Raw genomic sequence first — 16,991 nt, 5'->3', positions numbered from 1 at the left:
TAAAAGAGAGAAGTGAGGGGGATGGGGATGATTGGAGAGCCTCAAAAGAGAATATCGCCAAAGGCTTTAAAGGTTTGGAAGATATATGGCGTGTTTGAAACATTGGTTGTGGCAGCTGTAGCAGCAGGAGCGATTGTTCTTACTGTGTTGTTTGATTGGCCTCAATGGATCATTGCAGTTGCAGTGGGAATGTTCATTCTATTTACATATTTGTTTGTTTTCTTTATTCCGACGATCAAATGGAAGAGATGGAGATATGAAGTGAGGGAGCAGGAAATTGAGCTCCAAAGAGGGATATTTATCGTGAAACGCACATTGGTACCGATGGTGAGGGTTCAACATGTTGATACGGTGCAGGGCCCAATTTTAAAAAAGTATCGGTTAGCGACGATCACGATTTCGACTGCAGCGACGGTTCATGAGATTCCGGCACTGGATATGGAGGAAGCGGATGGTTTGAGAAACTCCATTTCACAACTAGCGAGGGTGGCGGAAGATGATGTCTGAGCACAAGAGACTGCACCCTATTTCAGCTGTAGCGAATTTTGTAAAACAGTTGAAGGATTTGATCGTTCCTTTTGTCTTTTTATTTGTATTGAATAACCGGGGAGAGAAGACGGGTTTTTGGGATTATATGCCTGTTATATCGATGGCGGTAGTTCTTGTGTTCGTTCTGGTCACAGGGATTGTGAAGTGGCTTCGATTTACGTATCGAGTGGAAGAAGGAGAGCTTCGGATCGAATACGGACTATTCGTTAAAAAGAAGAGGTATATCCCTATTGACCGGATTCAGAGTTTGAATTTCTCTGAAGGTATTCTGCATCGCCCTTTTGGGTTGGTCAAGGTGAAGGTCGAAACGGCCGGGTCTTCCAATCCGCGGGAATCAGAAGCGGAACTGACAGCTATTTTTAAAGAAGAAGCATTAGAGTTAGAGGATATGATCTATCGGGAGAAGAAGGGGCATGATGTAACCGAGGATCTTTCTGAAGAAGGTACGGAGATTTTGAAAGAAGAAGAACCCTTTTTCAACCTCAGTTCGAAAGACATTTGGGTACTTGCTACGACTTCAGGAGGGATAGGCGTCATTATTTCCGGGGTGTTTGTTTTCTTATCCCAATTTAATGAGTTCATTCCGTACGAAGCTGTGTATGATGAGCTGGCTGTTTTTGTGAAAAGCGGCGTGTTTGTCGTTTCGGTGATGGCCTTCTTGGGGTTGCTTGTTGCCTGGCTATTATCGATTGCTTGGACATTCATTATTTATGGTGATTTCAGGATTAAAATTGTAGATGATCACATCGTCATGACAAGAGGGCTTCTGGAGAAGAAGCAGGTGACTGTTCCATTAAATCGTGTTCAAGGCATCCGGGTAGTGGAAAATCCAATCAGGCAGCCATTGGGTTATTGCACCGTCCATATTGAAAATGCAGGTGGATCTGTATTGGAGAAAGACAGTACGAGTATAAAATTATTCCCGATTGTTAAAAAGAAGAGGATTCCTGAATTATTAAAAGACTTATTTCCAGATTACGTCATCCATGATGAGTTTAAGAGGTTACCCGGGCGTTCCTTAAGAAGATATGTGTTCCGACAGTCGATATGGGTAGTGATTCCGACCGCTGCTGCCTGTTTTCTCTACTGGCCATATGGTCTTTGGGTTGGCCTGTTGATGATTCCATTCGGGATTCTTGGATACTTCCAATACCGTGCCGGGGGCTGGAAGATTGCGGATGGTCAATTATCATTACAGTATAGGGGCGTATTGAAAAATACGATGCATATAAAGAAAAGTCGCATACAATCTTTGGACACCCATGAAAGCTGGTTCCAATCGAGAAAAGACTTGGGCAGTCTCAGGACAACGATAAAATCTGGAGAGACTGGTTATGCGAGCCCAATCCGGGATCTTGAAAAGAAGGACATCCAAACCATTGTTACTTGGTTTTCTCATAGTGTGTAAACGATAAAAGTGACCCGGGATTTGCTACGGGTCACTTTTGTTTTGTTCTTATTTTTTTCCTGCAATCCATCCGATCACAAAGCCGCCGATTAAACCAAAGATATGAGCAGTTATGTTGATTCCGGACTGCATGAAGGTCATGACCACCCCGATGACGACGATGGGTAAGATGATTTGACGGCTTTCTCTTGTGATGAAATGATTCTTTAAAATAATCATGGCGATGTAAAAGCCGAATAAACCAAAAATTGCTCCCGATGCTCCCACATGACTATACGTAAGAGGCTTGATGAGATACGTAATGATATTAGCAAATACACCGCTTGCTAAATAAAGACCGACAAACTTTGCTTTTCCAAGATGTTTCTCCAGGGGTGGGCCGAACAGTACAAGGGAAAATGAGTTGAATAGCAGATGAGCGAATCCCAAATGTACAAAGATAGGGGTGACAAGTCTCCACCATTCTCCCTCGCTTATAAATAAATTCACACCGGCCAGCTGCTCGTACACCCACAGTTGTGGAAAAATAGGAAGGGCACTGACAAAGTATAAGGCGATATGAATGAATACAATCAGGGAAATAATAGGATAGAACCGTAAAAATTGAGAAAAACTTTCTGTCCGGACAAACATATTGTATCCTCCTAGGTAGGTTGTTCTTTTTATATCAATACTAAATCAGATTTTATAAAAAACGCAGTTAATATTATAGTATAAGAAAACGTCGAAAATCACGAGTATAGTTCATTATACAAATATGCAACACAGGACAAGAGTAGAAGGGGAACCGCATATGATAAAAGGAATAGGATTGGACATCGTTGAAACAGGACGCATTCAGAAGATGATTGAACGGCAGCCAAAGTTCGTTAAGAGAATTTTAACAGCTAAGGAGGAGGATGCATTCTATACTTTAAGCGAACAACGGAAGGTTGAGTTTGCAGCAGGGCGATTTGCAGCCAAAGAAGCTTTTGCAAAGGCGAATGGAACCGGGATCGGAACAGCGCTCTCCTTTCAGGATATTGAAATCAGTAAGGACCCGAATGGAAAGCCATATTTTTCAAAGCCGGAGGGGGCGAATGCCCATCTATCCATCACCCATAGCCGGGAATTTGCGGCTGCACAGGTGATCATCGAAGAGTAAAATTATTTCAAGCTTGTCATCTTCACTAGCATAATCCCTTAGGTTGTCTCATATATTCAGTAGTGCAATAGGAGAGACAAGGCCAGGTGTTTAACAATCGCGGTTCTTTGGCGAATTGCAATTGGACTAAGGAACGGGGCATTCTATAAGAATCGTCCATTCTTAGACGGCTGGCTTTCTCCTCTCTCAATTACGTTTATCCTGGGACAAAAGGGGTTGAAAAAATGAAGAAAAAGCTAGTGATACTAGTGATGGCCATGTTAGCGGTGCTTATGCTGGCTGCTTGTGGAGAGCAATCGAAAGAAGATGTAACCAAGGACCTTAAGGCAAAAGTAGAGGATATGAAGGGGTACAAAGCAGATGCGAAAATGACCCTGCAGGTGGGCGACGAGCCTCAAACCTATGATGTGGAAGTGTGGCATAATGACCCTAATTATTATCGAGTGGCATTAAAGAACGCTGCGAAAGATCAGAGTCAAATGATCTTACGTAATGATGAGGGAGTATTCGTCCTTACGCCGGCTCTGAACAAAAGCTTCCGATTCCAAAGCAACTGGCCTGAAAATAGCAGTCAGGCGTACTTGTATGAATCGCTTGTTCAAGATGTGCTAGAGGATAAAGAGGCTACTTTCAAAGAAACAAAAGATCACTACATCTTTAACACGAAGACACGTTATCAAAACAGTCAGATGCTACCCACTCAAGAGATTGCCTTTAACAAGAAAGACCTGACTCCGGCATCCGTAAATGTATTGGATTCAGATAAAAATCCGCTTGTAAAAGTAGAGTTCTCCAAGATGGATATGAAAGCGGCATTTGATAAAAAAGACTTCGACATGAAGAAAAACATGACAGGTGCCCAGCTTGAGGTTCCCGTCACGGCAACCGTAGAAGATACGGAATTTACTGTTCTTTACCCAATGTCAGAAATCACGGGTACTGAATTAATAGAAGAAAAAGAAGTCGCGACCGATACAGGAAAGCGTGTGATCTTAACCTACGATGGTGAAAAATCTTTTACAATCGTTCAAGAGAAAACAACAGTCGTACCTACCATGACGGTCTCTACTTCTCTAAAAGGTGAATTAGTGGACCTTGGCTTCACAGTAGCAGCCATGACAGAGCAATCTATCAGATGGACCAATAACGGAGTGGATTATATGCTTGCCTCCAATGACCTGACTCCTTCTGAGATGGTGATGGTAGCACAATCCGTACAGGGTTCAATGGTGAAATAAATAAAATATTAAACAGGGCGGGCCTTTGGGTTCGCCTCTTTTCTTGGTGTGCGGATAAGTGGTAGGAAGTTCAAAAGTATAAAAGGGGATGGTGGAGGCGAAATACAAATTACAGGGTCGATAATAAAAGCAGCGAAGTCGATAATAAATGTGGAAAGTCGATAATAAAAGCAGCGAAGTCGATAATAAATTCAGGAAAGTCGATAATATAAAGCTTAAAGCCAATAATAAAATGGTACAAACTCAATGAATAATTGATATCGTAAGGAACAAGACGGAAGAAAACCGCATAAAGCCGTACAAGACCGGCAGAAAACAATAATAGGATCTACTACCACTAAGGGGAACTCAAGATTCCCCATCAAACATCGTCCCCTCTCGCCTTACCATTCGAAAAATCGATAATAGCTGGTGCAATATCCAAGTTTTCAGAATCCCTAACCCCCTCTCGAAAAAATCCATTTCACCCAATGAATGATAATATGAATAATCCATGGTATTCTTGAATAGAATGACAATGTTTTGTGTAAAGATATGAGGAAGTGAACAAAGTGGAAACCCAGACGCAATTTTTTCGTGATACATGGGCAGAAATCAATCTAGATCATCTATATGAAAATGTAAAGAATATTAGAGCGCATATTCCTGAAGATGTGAAAGTGTTTGCGGTTGTGAAGGCGAATGCTTATGGGCATGGGGATGTGCAAACCGCCCTTACTGCTCTCTCTGCGGGGGCACACGGCTTGTCAGTCGCATTCTTAGACGAAGCAATTTCTTTAAGAAATGCTGGTATTACAGCTCCCATCCACGTATTAGGAGCTACACGACCGAAAGATGTGAGGATCGCGGCCAAATTAGATATTTCGTTAACGATCTTCCATAAGGAGTGGCTTGTTGAAGCGGAAAAGCAGCTTTCAGAAGGAGATCGATTAAGCCTCCATATTAAGTGTGACACGGGGATGGGACGGATAGGTGTTCGGACTACTGAAGAGTTAAAGGGTATCGAGGAGTATATTCAAGATCATTCTCAGTTTAAATTAGAAGGGATCTTTACCCATTTTGCCACGGCTGATGAGTTGAACGATGACTATCTTGACCAGCAGTTAGCTCGATTTGAACACATGCTGGCCCAATTGGATTCCTTACCTGCTTATATTCATTCTTCAAATAGCGCCGCTACATTAAGGAAAACAAACACTCTCTTTAATGCTGTACGGGTGGGAATAGCTATGTACGGACTCACGCCATCTCAAGAGATGAAACCCGAGCTTCCTTTTCCTTTGAAAGAAGTGTTTTCTCTTCATACAAGGCTTATTCATACTAAAGAACTATCAGCTGGAGAGAAAGTGAGTTATGGGGCTACTTATGAGACGGGTGAGGCAGAGTGGATTGGAACGGTTCCGATTGGATACGCTGATGGCTGGCTGCGTAAATTACAAGGTCAGGACGTGATTATAAACGGTAAGAGAGTTCCAATTGTTGGAAGGGTCTGTATGGATCAATGTATGATTAGGCTTCCTGAATTTCTTAATATGGGTACCCTCGTGACGTTAATCGGCAAACAGGGTGAAGAAGCGATTACAATGGATGAAATCGCTGGAAAGCTTGATACCATTAACTATGAGATCCCTTGTATGATCTCCTCGAGGGTGCCGCGTATCTATATGAAAAACGGGGAGCCGACGGAAGTATCGAATAAACTCTTATCGACTGGTATTCACAGTCAACAGGAAAATAACCGCAACTTTGATGAATAATTAGTATTTTATATGGTGGATAATAGAAGAGATTGATAAATTAACTTTTCATTCCCCTTAATTGATGGTATGATAAATATGTTAATGAACAGAAACGGTATGTAGTGATTGGTGGAGGTGTAGTTTGTGTCTGAATCCAGCGCAACAACAGAAATCTTAATTCGTCTACCGCAACAGCTCGTTACAGAATTAGACGGCTTTGCAGATCAAGAAAATGTGAATCGCAATGAGTTTATTTATCGTGCAACCAAAATGTATTTAAGAGAGCGTAAGAAGAGACAATTACGTGAATCTATGAGACGCGGCTATATGGAAATGGCTAAGATTAATCTCGCAATCGCTTCAGAGGCGATTCAAGCAGAATATGAGGCAGAACATACAGTCGAACGCTTAGTAAGCGGGGGTTAATCCTTTGATTGTAAAGCGTGGTGACGTATATTTTGCAGACCTTTCTCCTGTTGTAGGATCAGAACAAGGCGGAGTTCGGCCGGTACTTGTTATTCAAAATGATATAGGGAACAGGTTTAGTCCCACAATTATTGTAGCTGCCATTACCGCTCAAATTCAAAAAGCGAAACTGCCTACTCATGTTGAAATTGATGCAAAACGTTATGGCTTTGAACGTGATTCCGTTATCTTGCTTGAACAGATTCGAACGATTGATAAACAACGTCTTACCGATAAGATTACACACTTGGATGATGAGATGATGGAAAAAGTGGATGACGCCCTGCAAATCAGTGTGGGTCTGATCCAATTTTAACCCGATTTTTTTCATCGTGTGAATCCTTTTTATCACGTTATACAATAAGGATAATATAACTGCAAACCAGAAGGCTTGCTGATCAACAATATATTTGATCATTAAGCCTTTTTGTTTTGTCTTTTTTCTATTTCGACAGGAAAAGTATAGTGAATTTAACCGCAAAAGAAGAATATGGAAATAGAAATATAGTCAATTTTATGACAAAATACCGTTAACAATTTATAATGGGAAAAGTAAGCAATAAAAATACCCGAAAAGGCATAGTTTTTTTCATTTTTGTCTTTATTTGTTACTATTAAAGTAATTACGTCATTTTTTAGTTCACTGTTGTAAACTACTTTAAATTTGAGTTACATCATTCAGCATGAATACTAAGTATAAATTTCATATGATAGAATGGAGAGAACTAAATGTTTAGTGAAGTCACGGATTATATTCAGAATAATAAATCAGATATCACTAGTATTTGGATGGAACGAATGAGGAACGAAGCGGATGAGAAGTTTCTTCAAGTAGTTTCAGATCAAGTTTTTACTAAGACAAGCCATGAGTTTGTAGAAATGATTGCTTCTAACTTAAGGGATTCCAATGAGTTCAATAGCCGGTTGGAAGATTTCGCTGAAAAGGTTGTCAGGTTAGGATGGCCGCTGACTTTTGTGACGTCGGCTTTAAATACTTTTGGTAAAGTGGTCTACGAAGGTATGATGAAAGAAGGTATCATTACAGACCAAAACTATGTGGCACAGGTTGAGAAGTTCGATAAATGGTTAACTCCAATGAATAATAAAGTAATCAGTGCTTATACAGAATCCTGGGAAAGAACCGTTTCTCTTCAAAAGATAGCATTGCAGGAGTTGTCTGCACCATTGATACCCGTTTTCGAAAAAATTTCAGTGATGCCGCTTGTGGGAACGATTGATACAGAGCGGGCACGATTAATCATGGAAAATCTACTAAACGGTGTAGTGAAGCATAGAGCGGAAGTTGTGTTGATCGATATTACCGGTGTACCAGTAGTGGACACAATGGTAGCTCATCATATCATTCAGGCAGCAGAAGCAGTTCGTTTGGTTGGGGCTAAATGTATGTTAGTGGGGATAAGACCTGAAATCGCGCAAACGATTGTAAACTTAGGAATTGATTTAAATCAATTCAGTACGAATAGTACGCTACGAAAAGGGATTGAAAAAGCTCTTGAAATGACAAATCGAAAAATAGTTTCGGCGGAGGGATTAGAGTGAGAATACCAATTTTAAAGCTGCATGATTGTTTGTTGATTTCCATTCAGTGGGAGCTTGATGATCAAACAGCCCTTCAATTTCAAGAAGATCTTCTGCACAAGATCCATGAAACGAGTGCAAGGGGAGTAGTAATCGATATTACTTCCATAGATTTTATAGATTCATTCATTGCTAAAGTTCTTGGAGATGTTATAAATATGTCAAGGTTAATGGGTGCTAAAGTAGTCATCACCGGCATCCAGCCTGCTGTAGCGATAACGTTGATCGAGCTGGGTATCAGGTTAGAGGACGTCCTAACCGCTCTGGATCTGGAAAAAGGTCTGGAGAAATTACAATTGGAACTGGGGGACTAGGTATGGATAGCCAATCCTGCGTGAAGATCACGAATGAATGGGACATCGTTGCTGCCCGCCAGTTAGGGAGGAATGTAGCGAAAGAGCTCGGATTCGGGACCGTTGACCAAGCTCGTATCACTACGGCTATCAGCGAATTAGCACGGAACATATATTTATATGCTGGCTATGGTCAGATTTGTATAGAAAAGTTATTCGATTCCGGGAAAAAAGGTGTGCGAATTATCGCATTGGATGAAGGTCCTGGTATTGCAGATATTAGAAAAGTAATGGAAGATGGATATTCCACATCAGGCGGATTAGGAGCAGGTTTGCCTGGAGTAAAGCGTTTAATGGACGAGTTTTACGTTGAGTCTGTACCGGGAGAAGGGACAGATATCAGGGCGACTAAGTGGCTCCGCTAGGGGGAGTTAAATGAATTTCAGAGATTTAATGGATTCTAAATATAGAGAAATTATCGAGCATTATCTTAACGAACAAGATGAAAAAGCTCTTTATTTGGGACAGAAATTTAGTCGTAAATCAATTGAGCATCATGTTTCGCCAGAGGAGATCATTAGTCTCCATAAGAGTGTAATATTAGATATGGAGCCTGACATACCACATCAAGTACTGCACTCTTTCGATATTCTGCTTGAAGTAATGATAGGCTATGGTTTCGCTTATAGGGAGCATCAGAGTCTGCGTACAAAACAACAAGAATTAAACAACGAAATAGATGTAGCATCCAATATGCAACAAACTCTGCTTGGAACGGTTATTCCCAACGTAGAAGGTTTGGATATCGGAGCTGTAAGTGTACCCGCCAAAAAGATGAATGGGGATTACTATCACTTTGTTCAAGATGAAAATGATAGCGTAAGTGTTGCCATTGCCGATGTAATTGGTAAGGGTATCCCTGCAGCTCTTTGTATGTCCATGATAAAATATGCGATGGACAGTCTACCGGAATACCGGAATGAACCCAATGCTGTCTTGGAAAGTTTAAACAGAGTTGTGGAACAAAACGTCGATGCAAGTATGTTCATTACAATGTTTTATGGTGTATATAATACTGAGAAACATCTATTTTCATACTCATCAGCTGGGCATGAACCTGGCTTTTTTTATAGAGCGGCAACCAATGAATTTGAGGATCTTGATGCAAAAGGTCTTCTATTAGGTGTAGATAAAAAAGCGAAATACCGACAATACGAAAGGCGGGTTGAGGTCGGAGACATGATCATCCTGCTCTCTGATGGAGTAACGGAGTGTCGTTCAGAAGAAGGCTTTATCGAAAGGGAAGACTTAGTACAATTGATAAGCCGTTATAAACACCTGCCTCCCCAAGAGATTGTCAATAACGTATACAAACAACTTGAGAAACTCCAGCACTTTGAGCTTAGAGACGATTTCACTCTGATCATCATAAAAAGAAATTCATAAATAAAGTTTATTCTTATAACAAATAGGGTAAATGTGTAGAGACTTATTATAATGTTGCTAAAAAAGGTGGTCTTTTTATGAACTTATCAATAGATATGAAAGAAAAAGAGAACGAGCTACTCGTTAAAGTAGCCGGTGAAATTGATGCATATACAGCACCAAAGCTTAAAGAAACGCTTCAGCCTTCTGCTGAGGATGATAACAAAGATATGACAATAGATCTTTCAGAAGTATCATATATGGATAGTACTGGATTAGGTGTGTTTGTTGGTCTTTTTAAAACAGTAAAGGCTCGTGGCGGACAGCTGAACCTTATCGGACTTTCAGATCGGTTACAAAGATTGTTTGATATTACAGGTTTAGGGGATATTATGAATATTAATTCCAAGGTAGAAGGTGGCGTGGAATGATGCAAGCTTTTGATTACATCGAAATGAAGATCCCCGCAAAGCCGGAATATGTCGGGGTTATTCGTTTGACGCTTTCAGGAATTGCAAGTCGTATGGGATTTGACTACGATGCAATTGAGGATTTGAAGATTGCTACTAGTGAAGCTATCACAAATGCGGTTCAGCATGCGTATAAAGACAATGACGGAGAAGTGGTTGTCGGATTCGCACTATATGATGATCGTCTTGAGGTTATGGTAGCAGATCACGGTGAAAGTTTTGATTTCAAAGAAATTCGCAGTGCTGTTGGTCCTTATCATGCCGATCATTCAGTCGAGTTCTTAAGAGAAGGTGGGTTAGGCCTTTACCTTATTGAGAGCCTGATGGATGATGTAAAAGTGCATCACAAGGAGGGAGTGACAGTCTTTATGACTAAATTCCTATCAGGGGAGCAGGTGGAGAGGGATGAAAAAACTATCTCAACCTAACCAGCAGGCCCAAAAAGAAAAAGTACTTCAATGGATTAAAGACTATCAGGATAGACAAGATGATGATGCGCAAAGTCAACTGATCTTACACTACCAAAATCTTGTAGAGTCCATTGCGAGGAAATATTCAAAGGGAAGATCTTTCCACGAGGACATTATCCAAGTGGGGATGATTGGATTGCTTGGTGCAATCAGAAGGTACGATGAATCTTTCGGTAGATCATTCGAGGCTTTTGCGATTCCGACTATCATTGGAGAAATCAAAAGGTTTCTAAGAGATAAAACGTGGAGCGTACATGTTCCACGAAGAATAAAAGAGCTGGGACCAAAAATCAAATCTACCGTTGAAGAATTAACGAATAAATTGGAACGTTCTCCACAAGTCCATGAAATTGCTGAATATCTGGAAGTTAGTGAAGAAGAAGTTCTGGAAGCGATGGAAATGGGTAGGAGTTATCAAGCATTATCTGTGGATCACTCGATTGAAGCGGATTCAGAGGGGAGTACAGTAACGATACTGGATATTGTGGGAGATCAGGATGAGGGCTACGAGAAAGTTAATCAGCGACTGGTCCTTGAGAAAGTGCTTCATGTGCTTTCCGATAGGGAAAAGGCTATAATACAACACACTTATTTAGAAAATCTAAGCCAAAAAGAAGCTGGCGAGAAGCTCGGTATTTCCCAAATGCATGTTTCCCGTTTACAAAGAAGAGCCATTAAAAAGCTTAGGGAAGCCATTCAGGAAGAGATGAGCGATTCGGAGAGTCATTATTAATGGCTTATCTTCAACAAAATGAAATAGAGCTTTATGCAGAACAAGTATCGAAAAATGGAAATCCTTATTGTGGGGACAGTTATTTCTATACCTCTACAAACGATTACTTTATCTGTGTTTTGGCCGACGGTTTAGGTAGCGGTAAGTTTGCTTATGAATCATCACATGTTGTCGTCGATATAGTTGAAGAGCATCACCACGAGGATGTTGAAACCCTCATGTGTCTTTGTAACAAGGCTCTTCAGAAAAAACGTGGTGCAGCAGTGGCGATCATAAAAGCGTATTACCATTCTAAAGAGTTTGTGTATAGCTGTGTAGGAAATATCAGGTTTTATATGTATGCACCTGAAGGAAAGATGACTTATCCTTTACCGGTTACCGGGTATTTATCCGGAAGGCCGCAAACATATAAGACGCAACGTTTTCATTACGATTCCAACTCGAGATTTCTTATTCACTCTGATGGACTGAGTATATCCGGAGTAAAGAATATCCTTCAAAGGTATCCGACGCTTCATGGCGCTTTAGGTGATATTCAATCTCTAGTCGACGGTACATCAGATGATACAACATACATTATAGGAAACTTACTCTAATAGTCTTAGGGTAAGTTTTTTTATTTAGGTTCTTTCACAAAGATTGATGTTTTTATAAGCTCCGTCAATCGGTGTGTGCTGAATGGTATAGTAGCACATAGTGGATTGTAGTGGAAGGCTCTTAACTCCTGCGGGAAATAGAGGAAAGATCGAGACCCCACAGGGCATAAGCCCGAGGAGGCTCGACTTCCTCCAGGGGAATGTTGTGCCTGAAGCGGAAAGGAACGGTCCACGGTATGTTCGCAGAATGAATTGCGATGGCAAATGCTTAATTTCAGATTATTCCTTTATGTTAATCCACCTTTCCAATCCTCAAAGACAGTTATGGTAAAATAAACAAGAAACCTTTCAATGGAGGTAATACAATTGACAGCAACATTAACAAATCAAGAACCTTTACTTAACAGAGTATCAAAAGAATTAAACCTATCAATAAAAAATGTAAAAAACGTCATTTCACTCCTGGAGGAAGGGAATACAGTCCCTTTCATCGCGCGGTATCGGAAAGAACAGACTGGAGCACTGGACGAAGTACAGATTCGTAATATTATGGACAAATGGAATTACCTGCAAAATCTAGAGCAAAGAAAAGAAGAAGTTATCCGACTAATCGACGAACAAGGGAAACTGACCGAAGAGTTAACCCAAGCCATTAAAAATGCGGATAAGCTGCAAAAGGTAGAAGATTTGTACCGCCCATATAAGCAAAAAAGAAGAACGAAAGCGACCGTAGCGAAAGAAAAAGGGTTGGAACCACTGGCAGAATGGATCCTTACATTCCCGACATCAGGAGACATTGAAGAAAAAGCGTCTCACTTCGTATCTAAAGAAAAAGAAGTAATGACAACCGAGGAGGCTTTGAACGGAGCGAAAGATATTATTGCAGAGTACATTTCTGATGAAGCCTCTTACCGAGAATACATAAGAAGTTATACGTTCCGAAAAGGGTTAATTGAATCAAAGGTGAAAAAAGAAGAGGGAGACGAAAAAAAGGTCTTTGAAATGTACTACTCATATCAAGAACCCATTCATAAAGTAGTCCCTCATCGTGTTTTAGCAATGAACCGTGGGGAAAAAGAAGATGTTTTGAAGGTGAATATTCAGGCTGATGCAGAAGGGATTGTGAACTATTTACAAAAGCAGGTCATTAAAAATGTTCACTCCATCTCCGTGCCTCTTGTAAAAGAAGCAGTGGAGGATAGCTATAAAAGGCTCATACAACCATCGGTGGAAAGAGAAATTCGCAATGAATTAACAGAGAAAGCAGAGGATCAAGCCATTCATATCTTCTCTGAAAACCTGAGGAAGTTATTGCTTCAGCCTCCGATGAAAGGGAAGATGGTCTTGGGTGTCGATCCAGCTTTCCGAACAGGCTGCAAACTGGCGGTCATTGATGAAACAGGAAAAACTCTTGATATAAATGTAATCTATCCACACTCATCCCAATCTCAACTTTCTAAAGCGGAAGAAGTAATCAAAGCGATTATGACAAAATATTCGATTGAGGTTGTAGCGATTGGGAATGGAACGGCATCCAGAGAAACCGAACAATTCGTTGTGAATGTTTTAAAAGATATGGATGAAGCAATCTTCTATTTAATCGTCAACGAAGCCGGAGCAAGTGTTTATTCAGCATCAGATGTGGCGAGAGAAGAGTTCCCTGACCTTCAGGTTGAAGAAAGAAGTGCCGTCTCCATCGCAAGAAGATTGCAGGATCCGTTAGCTGAATTAGTTAAAATCGATCCTAAATCTGTTGGAGTTGGGCAATACCAGCATGATGTCTCACAAAAGAAGCTAAATGAATCACTAACCTTTGTAGTGGAAACGGCTGTTAACCAAGTTGGTGTAAATGTGAATACTGCCTCCTCATCACTATTGCAATATGTAGCGGGACTCTCGAAAACGGTGGCTACTAATATTGTGAAAAAGAGAGAGGAAGAAGGCAAGTTTGTTTCCAGGTCCCAATTAAAGAAAATCCCAAGACTTGGCGCGAAAACGTACGAGCAATGTATCGGATTCCTAAGGATAATGGATGGGAAAGAGGTACTTGATCGAACCTCTATTCATCCAGACAATTATAATGATGTGAAAAAGCTTCTTGCTAAAGTTGGGCTGAGTGTTAATGACATTGGATCAGAGGAACTGAAACAGTCTTTGAACCAATTAAACTTAGAAGAGGTTTCTGAGGAGTTGGGAATAGGGAAATTAACGCTTAAAGATATTGTAGATTCGTTAATTCGACCTGGTCGGGATCCGCGGGATGAGTTCCCTAAACCTCTTCTTAAGAAGGATGTCTTGAAACTTGAAGATTTAACACAAGGTATGGAATTGCAAGGGACAGTAAGAAATGTAGTGGACTTCGGAGCATTTATTGATATAGGTGTAAAACAAGATGGGCTTGTCCACATTTCAAAACTGAAAAATGGATTCGTTAAGCATCCATTAGATGTGGTGTCTGTAGGGGACGTCGTGACCGTTTGGGTTGATAGCGTGGATGTTCAAAAAGGCAGGGTAGCATTGACGATGATTCAATAAGCAAGGAAGAGCTGACTGTAGGGTAGTGAATGCTACCTGGGTCAGCTCTTTTTTTGCCATATATGATGAGGGGTGTTATAAATGTCCATATTTACGAGCAATTCTTCTTTCGGTAGAAATACCAGCATTGATTAAGGAGTTTTATTTGATATCGATCCTTCTCAAAATAGGCTCTCCTCAATTGATTCACAAGCCAGTTAGGCAATGGGGTAACCTCCTTATCTCTAAGAAAGTGCCAGCTAAACCGATGAGATGACCTTCCTTGGAGTAGTTTGTCATGATTGAACAGTAAGGGTGATATCTAGTTTATGCTATAATAGGTTGTCATGTTCTAAAAAGAAAGAAGGATTTATATGACGAATGATGAGCTGCAAATTCTTGTTGAGAAAATTTCAATTCAATCCTTCCATAAGCCATTTCTTCATAAGGCATATTTCAACCCAAGACTAAGAACCACCGGAGGAAGGTATATGTTAGGTAGTCATAATATCGATATTAATCGAAAATATTTAGACGAGCATGGTATGGATGAATTAATAGGAATCATTAAACATGAGTTGTGTCATTATCACTTGCATATTGAAGGGAAGGGATATAAGCATGGTGATGAAGACTTTAAAAGACTTCTTAATAAAGTTGGAGGTCCAAGACATTGTTCCACATTAACGAGTGTGAATAATAGGAAGAGATTTTTAGTTTATGTGTGCTCGAAGTGCGGGTTGGATTTTAAAAGAAGAAGGAAGGTCAATACTAGAAAGTACGTGTGCGGACGTTGTAAAGGGAAGCTTAAATTAGTGAAGGAAGTCATTATGAAGGAAGACAAATCGTGAGTGGGTATTCACCCGATCATGATCATCTTACTCTGAAAAAAAGTGCCTGAAAGTAGTTGACAATAAATAGCTGAGTCATTATAATCTAAAGAGTCGATAAGACGAGTTAAGCGAAAGAATACTTTACGTTCCGCAGTAGCTCAGTGGTAGAGCTATCGGCTGTTAACCGATCGGTCGCAAGTTCGAATCTTGCCTGCGGAGCCATTTTTATGGGGAAGTACTCAAGTGGCTGAAGAGGCGCCCCTGCTAAGGGTGTAGGTCGGGCAACCGGCGCGAGGGTTCAAATCCCTCCTTCTCCGCCATTACTTTTAGAACATGGCCCATTGGTCAAGCGGTTAAGACACCGCCCTTTCACGGCGGTAACACGGGTTCGAATCCCGTATGGGTCATTTTTGTTAGTATTTGAAACTCATTTTGTTGTCGCAAGGTAATGAAAGTTATTTTGTTGACGCGAAAAACTCTGGTCCGGTAGTTCAGTTGGTTAGAATGCCTGCCTGTCACGCAGGAGGTCGCGGGTTCGAGTCCCGTCCGGACCGCCAGATTATTTCTTCTAAAAGTTATTGACTTTAATGTTTTGGACATGTTATCATATAAACCTCGTCACTTTTTGACGAAACATTGGGCTATAGCCAAGCGGTAAGGCATCGCACTTTGACTGCGACATGCGTTGGTTCGAATCCAGCTAGCCCAGCCACTTAAGAGCCATTAGCTCAGTTGGTAGAGCATCTGACTTTTAATCAGAGGGTCGAAGGTTCGAGTCCTTCATGGCTCACCAAAGATTTTTGCGGAAGCAAAATATCTTACCATTTTGCATTAGCAAAATATCAATCATACATGCGGGTGTGGCGGAATTGGCAGACGCACCAGACTTAGGATCTGGCGCCGCAAGGCGTGGGGGTTCAAGTCCCTTCACCCGCACTTTAAAAGTCATCTAAAAGAAACTTTTAAAAAAGTATTGACACAATAGATCATCCTCGTTATAATAATGTTTGTCGCTTAAAACGCGGTCGTGGCGGAATGGCAGACGCGCTAGGTTGAGGGCCTAGTGGGGGCGACCCCGTGGAGGTTCAAGTCCTCTCGGCCGCACCAAAAAAAGTTTTGAAATATATTGCGCCCGTAGCTCAATTGGATAGAGCGTTTGACTACGGATCAAAAGGTTAGGGGTTCGACTCCTCTCGGGCGCGCCATCTTGTTTCTACAAGCGAGTCTTTTATACTCAAAGTAATACATATGCTTTTCTAGCGGGAAGTAGCTCAGCTTGGTAGAGCACTTGGTTTGGGACCAAGGGGTCGCAGGTTCGAATCCTGTCTTCCCGACCATCATAATTTTATATGCGGGTGTAGTTTAGTGGTAAAACCTCAGCCTTCCAAGCTGATGATGAGGGTTCGATTCCCTTCACCCGCTCCAATTCAACCTTATTATTGAACCTTGAAAACTGAACAAAACAAGACAATACGTCAACGTTAATTCTAGATTTATTTTTAAAGAGCTATTCAA

The 16,991-nt window shown here is 40.9% G+C and carries 19 protein-coding genes and 11 tRNA genes; 28 read left to right on the top strand and 2 right to left on the bottom strand.

The genetic code is table 11. The annotated features are described in order from the left end of the window. Positions 1-27: 27 nt before the first annotated feature. On the top strand, positions 28-507 hold the full coding sequence (locus Q1B03_RS21350) for a PH domain-containing protein (protein WP_299746642.1): 480 nt from the start codon (positions 28-30) through the stop codon (positions 505-507). After that, entirely contained in the window at positions 497-1,957 is a 1,461-nt protein-coding gene (locus tag Q1B03_RS21345; RefSeq protein WP_299746639.1) for a PH domain-containing protein, read from the top strand. The genes Q1B03_RS21350 and Q1B03_RS21345 overlap by 11 nt, the downstream gene beginning before the upstream one ends. Before the next feature lie 48 nt (positions 1,958-2,005). Here Q1B03_RS21345 and Q1B03_RS21340 read toward each other — a convergent pair whose 3' ends face one another. Next, positions 2,006-2,590: a rhomboid family intramembrane serine protease gene (locus Q1B03_RS21340; RefSeq protein ID WP_299746636.1), complete on the bottom strand. Its 585-nt coding sequence runs from the start codon at positions 2,588-2,590 to the stop codon at positions 2,006-2,008. A 160-nt stretch (positions 2,591-2,750) separates the two neighbouring features. Here Q1B03_RS21340 and acpS point away from each other — a divergent pair, with 160 nt between their 5' ends. The 14 genes from acpS (at position 2,751) to Q1B03_RS21270 (ending at position 14,664) form a co-directional block, all read left to right on the top strand. After that, positions 2,751-3,101, top strand: a complete 351-nt coding sequence (acpS, locus tag Q1B03_RS21335; protein ID WP_299746633.1) for a holo-ACP synthase — start codon at positions 2,751-2,753, stop codon at positions 3,099-3,101. Positions 3,102-3,325: 224 nt separating this feature from the next. Further along, positions 3,326-4,339: an outer membrane lipoprotein carrier protein LolA gene (locus tag Q1B03_RS21330; RefSeq protein WP_299746630.1), complete on the top strand. Its 1,014-nt coding sequence runs from the start codon at positions 3,326-3,328 to the stop codon at positions 4,337-4,339. 551 nt (positions 4,340-4,890) lie between these two features. Further along, positions 4,891-6,096, top strand: coding sequence for an alanine racemase (alr, locus tag Q1B03_RS21325; RefSeq protein WP_299746628.1), 1,206 nt, complete (start codon positions 4,891-4,893; stop codon positions 6,094-6,096). Positions 6,097-6,222: 126 nt separating this feature from the next. Beyond that, positions 6,223-6,504, top strand: a complete 282-nt coding sequence (locus Q1B03_RS21320; RefSeq protein WP_032085355.1) for a CopG family ribbon-helix-helix protein — start codon at positions 6,223-6,225, stop codon at positions 6,502-6,504. A 4-nt stretch (positions 6,505-6,508) separates the two neighbouring features. Further along, positions 6,509-6,859, top strand: a complete 351-nt coding sequence (gene ndoA, locus Q1B03_RS21315) for a type II toxin-antitoxin system endoribonuclease NdoA (RefSeq protein WP_034763063.1) — start codon at positions 6,509-6,511, stop codon at positions 6,857-6,859. Between the two features lie 413 nt (positions 6,860-7,272). Then, the gene (locus Q1B03_RS21310) at positions 7,273-8,103 is read left to right on the top strand and encodes an RsbT co-antagonist protein RsbRA (protein ID WP_299746612.1); all 831 of its coding nucleotides are present in this window, start codon (positions 7,273-7,275) and stop codon (positions 8,101-8,103) included. Further along, positions 8,094-8,456 (top strand): STAS domain-containing protein, encoded by a 363-nt coding sequence (locus Q1B03_RS21305; RefSeq protein ID WP_156142543.1) that lies wholly within the window; start codon positions 8,094-8,096, stop codon positions 8,454-8,456. The genes Q1B03_RS21310 and Q1B03_RS21305 overlap by 10 nt, the downstream gene beginning before the upstream one ends. Positions 8,457-8,458: 2 nt before the next feature. Then, positions 8,459-8,860 (top strand): anti-sigma regulatory factor, encoded by a 402-nt coding sequence (locus Q1B03_RS21300; RefSeq protein WP_299746609.1) that lies wholly within the window; start codon positions 8,459-8,461, stop codon positions 8,858-8,860. A gap of 10 nt (positions 8,861-8,870) precedes the next feature. Continuing rightward, positions 8,871-9,881: a PP2C family protein-serine/threonine phosphatase gene (locus tag Q1B03_RS21295; RefSeq protein ID WP_299746606.1), complete on the top strand. Its 1,011-nt coding sequence runs from the start codon at positions 8,871-8,873 to the stop codon at positions 9,879-9,881. Between the two features lie 77 nt (positions 9,882-9,958). After that, entirely contained in the window at positions 9,959-10,291 is a 333-nt protein-coding gene (locus Q1B03_RS21290) for an anti-sigma factor antagonist (protein ID WP_299746604.1), read from the top strand. Next, complete coding sequence (gene rsbW, locus Q1B03_RS21285; RefSeq protein WP_299746751.1) at positions 10,291-10,758, top strand: anti-sigma B factor RsbW; 468 nt, start codon at positions 10,291-10,293, stop codon at positions 10,756-10,758. The genes Q1B03_RS21290 and rsbW overlap by 1 nt, the downstream gene beginning before the upstream one ends. Beyond that, entirely contained in the window at positions 10,736-11,533 is a 798-nt protein-coding gene (gene sigB / locus Q1B03_RS21280; RefSeq protein WP_299746602.1) for an RNA polymerase sigma factor SigB, read from the top strand. Before rsbW ends, sigB begins: the two co-directional genes overlap by 23 nt. Next, positions 11,533-12,129 (top strand): PP2C family serine/threonine-protein phosphatase, encoded by a 597-nt coding sequence (locus Q1B03_RS21275; RefSeq protein ID WP_299746599.1) that lies wholly within the window; start codon positions 11,533-11,535, stop codon positions 12,127-12,129. Before sigB ends, Q1B03_RS21275 begins: the two co-directional genes overlap by 1 nt. 366 nt (positions 12,130-12,495) lie before the next feature. Then, positions 12,496-14,664, top strand: coding sequence for a Tex family protein (locus Q1B03_RS21270; RefSeq protein ID WP_299746596.1), 2,169 nt, complete (start codon positions 12,496-12,498; stop codon positions 14,662-14,664). Between the two features lie 91 nt (positions 14,665-14,755). Here Q1B03_RS21270 and cmpA read toward each other — a convergent pair whose 3' ends face one another. Beyond that, positions 14,756-14,869, bottom strand: a complete 114-nt coding sequence (cmpA, locus tag Q1B03_RS21265) for a cortex morphogenetic protein CmpA (protein WP_156142545.1) — start codon at positions 14,867-14,869, stop codon at positions 14,756-14,758. Between the two features lie 148 nt (positions 14,870-15,017). Here cmpA and Q1B03_RS21260 point away from each other — a divergent pair, with 148 nt between their 5' ends. The 12 genes from Q1B03_RS21260 (at position 15,018) to Q1B03_RS21205 (ending at position 16,901) form a co-directional block, all read left to right on the top strand. After that, positions 15,018-15,494 (top strand): SprT family protein, encoded by a 477-nt coding sequence (locus tag Q1B03_RS21260; RefSeq protein WP_299746585.1) that lies wholly within the window; start codon positions 15,018-15,020, stop codon positions 15,492-15,494. Between the two features lie 129 nt (positions 15,495-15,623). Beyond that, positions 15,624-15,698 (top strand) — tRNA-Asn (locus Q1B03_RS21255). A 7-nt stretch (positions 15,699-15,705) separates the two neighbouring features. Continuing rightward, positions 15,706-15,796 (top strand) — tRNA-Ser (locus Q1B03_RS21250). Positions 15,797-15,811: 15 nt separating this feature from the next. Then, positions 15,812-15,883, top strand: a tRNA-Glu gene (locus Q1B03_RS21245). A 73-nt stretch (positions 15,884-15,956) separates the two neighbouring features. After that, positions 15,957-16,033: transfer RNA gene (locus Q1B03_RS21240), tRNA-Asp, on the top strand. 80 nt (positions 16,034-16,113) lie between these two features. After that, positions 16,114-16,188: transfer RNA gene (locus Q1B03_RS21235), tRNA-Gln, on the top strand. A gap of 5 nt (positions 16,189-16,193) precedes the next feature. Then, positions 16,194-16,269: transfer RNA gene (locus Q1B03_RS21230), tRNA-Lys, on the top strand. Between the two features lie 61 nt (positions 16,270-16,330). Next, positions 16,331-16,412, top strand: a tRNA-Leu gene (locus Q1B03_RS21225). An 85-nt stretch (positions 16,413-16,497) separates the two neighbouring features. Next, positions 16,498-16,583: transfer RNA gene (locus Q1B03_RS21220), tRNA-Leu, on the top strand. 21 nt (positions 16,584-16,604) lie between these two features. Beyond that, positions 16,605-16,681, top strand: a tRNA-Arg gene (locus Q1B03_RS21215). A 55-nt stretch (positions 16,682-16,736) separates the two neighbouring features. After that, positions 16,737-16,813, top strand: a tRNA-Pro gene (locus Q1B03_RS21210). A 14-nt stretch (positions 16,814-16,827) separates the two neighbouring features. Next, positions 16,828-16,901 (top strand) — tRNA-Gly (locus Q1B03_RS21205). Positions 16,902-16,991: the final 90 nt, after the last annotated feature.

This window comes from uncultured Rossellomorea sp., from assembly GCF_947488365.1.
Taxonomy (GTDB): domain Bacteria; phylum Bacillota; class Bacilli; order Bacillales; family Bacillaceae_B; genus Rossellomorea.
Note: the sequence above shows the minus strand (reverse complement) of the source record. Positions and strands in the feature narration are given on the sequence as shown.

What these genes read in the sequence shown, in the direction of transcription:
- Q1B03_RS21350 (WP_299746642.1), top strand. Translation starts at nt 28, where the DNA reads ATGATTGGAGAGCCTCAAAAGAGAATATCGCCAAAGGCTTTAAAGGTT.
- Q1B03_RS21345 (WP_299746639.1), top strand. Translation starts at nt 497, where the DNA reads ATGATGTCTGAGCACAAGAGACTGCACCCTATTTCAGCTGTAGCGAAT.
- Q1B03_RS21340 (WP_299746636.1), bottom strand. Translation starts at nt 2,590, where the DNA reads ATGTTTGTCCGGACAGAAAGTTTTTCTCAATTTTTACGGTTCTATCCT.
- acpS (WP_299746633.1), top strand. Translation starts at nt 2,751, where the DNA reads ATGATAAAAGGAATAGGATTGGACATCGTTGAAACAGGACGCATTCAG.
- Q1B03_RS21330 (WP_299746630.1), top strand. Translation starts at nt 3,326, where the DNA reads ATGAAGAAAAAGCTAGTGATACTAGTGATGGCCATGTTAGCGGTGCTT.
- Q1B03_RS21310 (WP_299746612.1), top strand. Translation starts at nt 7,273, where the DNA reads ATGTTTAGTGAAGTCACGGATTATATTCAGAATAATAAATCAGATATC.
- Q1B03_RS21300 (WP_299746609.1), top strand. Translation starts at nt 8,459, where the DNA reads ATGGATAGCCAATCCTGCGTGAAGATCACGAATGAATGGGACATCGTT.
- Q1B03_RS21295 (WP_299746606.1), top strand. Translation starts at nt 8,871, where the DNA reads ATGAATTTCAGAGATTTAATGGATTCTAAATATAGAGAAATTATCGAG.
- Q1B03_RS21290 (WP_299746604.1), top strand. Translation starts at nt 9,959, where the DNA reads ATGAACTTATCAATAGATATGAAAGAAAAAGAGAACGAGCTACTCGTT.
- rsbW (WP_299746751.1), top strand. Translation starts at nt 10,291, where the DNA reads ATGCAAGCTTTTGATTACATCGAAATGAAGATCCCCGCAAAGCCGGAA.
- sigB (WP_299746602.1), top strand. Translation starts at nt 10,736, where the DNA reads ATGAAAAAACTATCTCAACCTAACCAGCAGGCCCAAAAAGAAAAAGTA.
- Q1B03_RS21275 (WP_299746599.1), top strand. Translation starts at nt 11,533, where the DNA reads ATGGCTTATCTTCAACAAAATGAAATAGAGCTTTATGCAGAACAAGTA.
- Q1B03_RS21260 (WP_299746585.1), top strand. Translation starts at nt 15,018, where the DNA reads ATGACGAATGATGAGCTGCAAATTCTTGTTGAGAAAATTTCAATTCAA.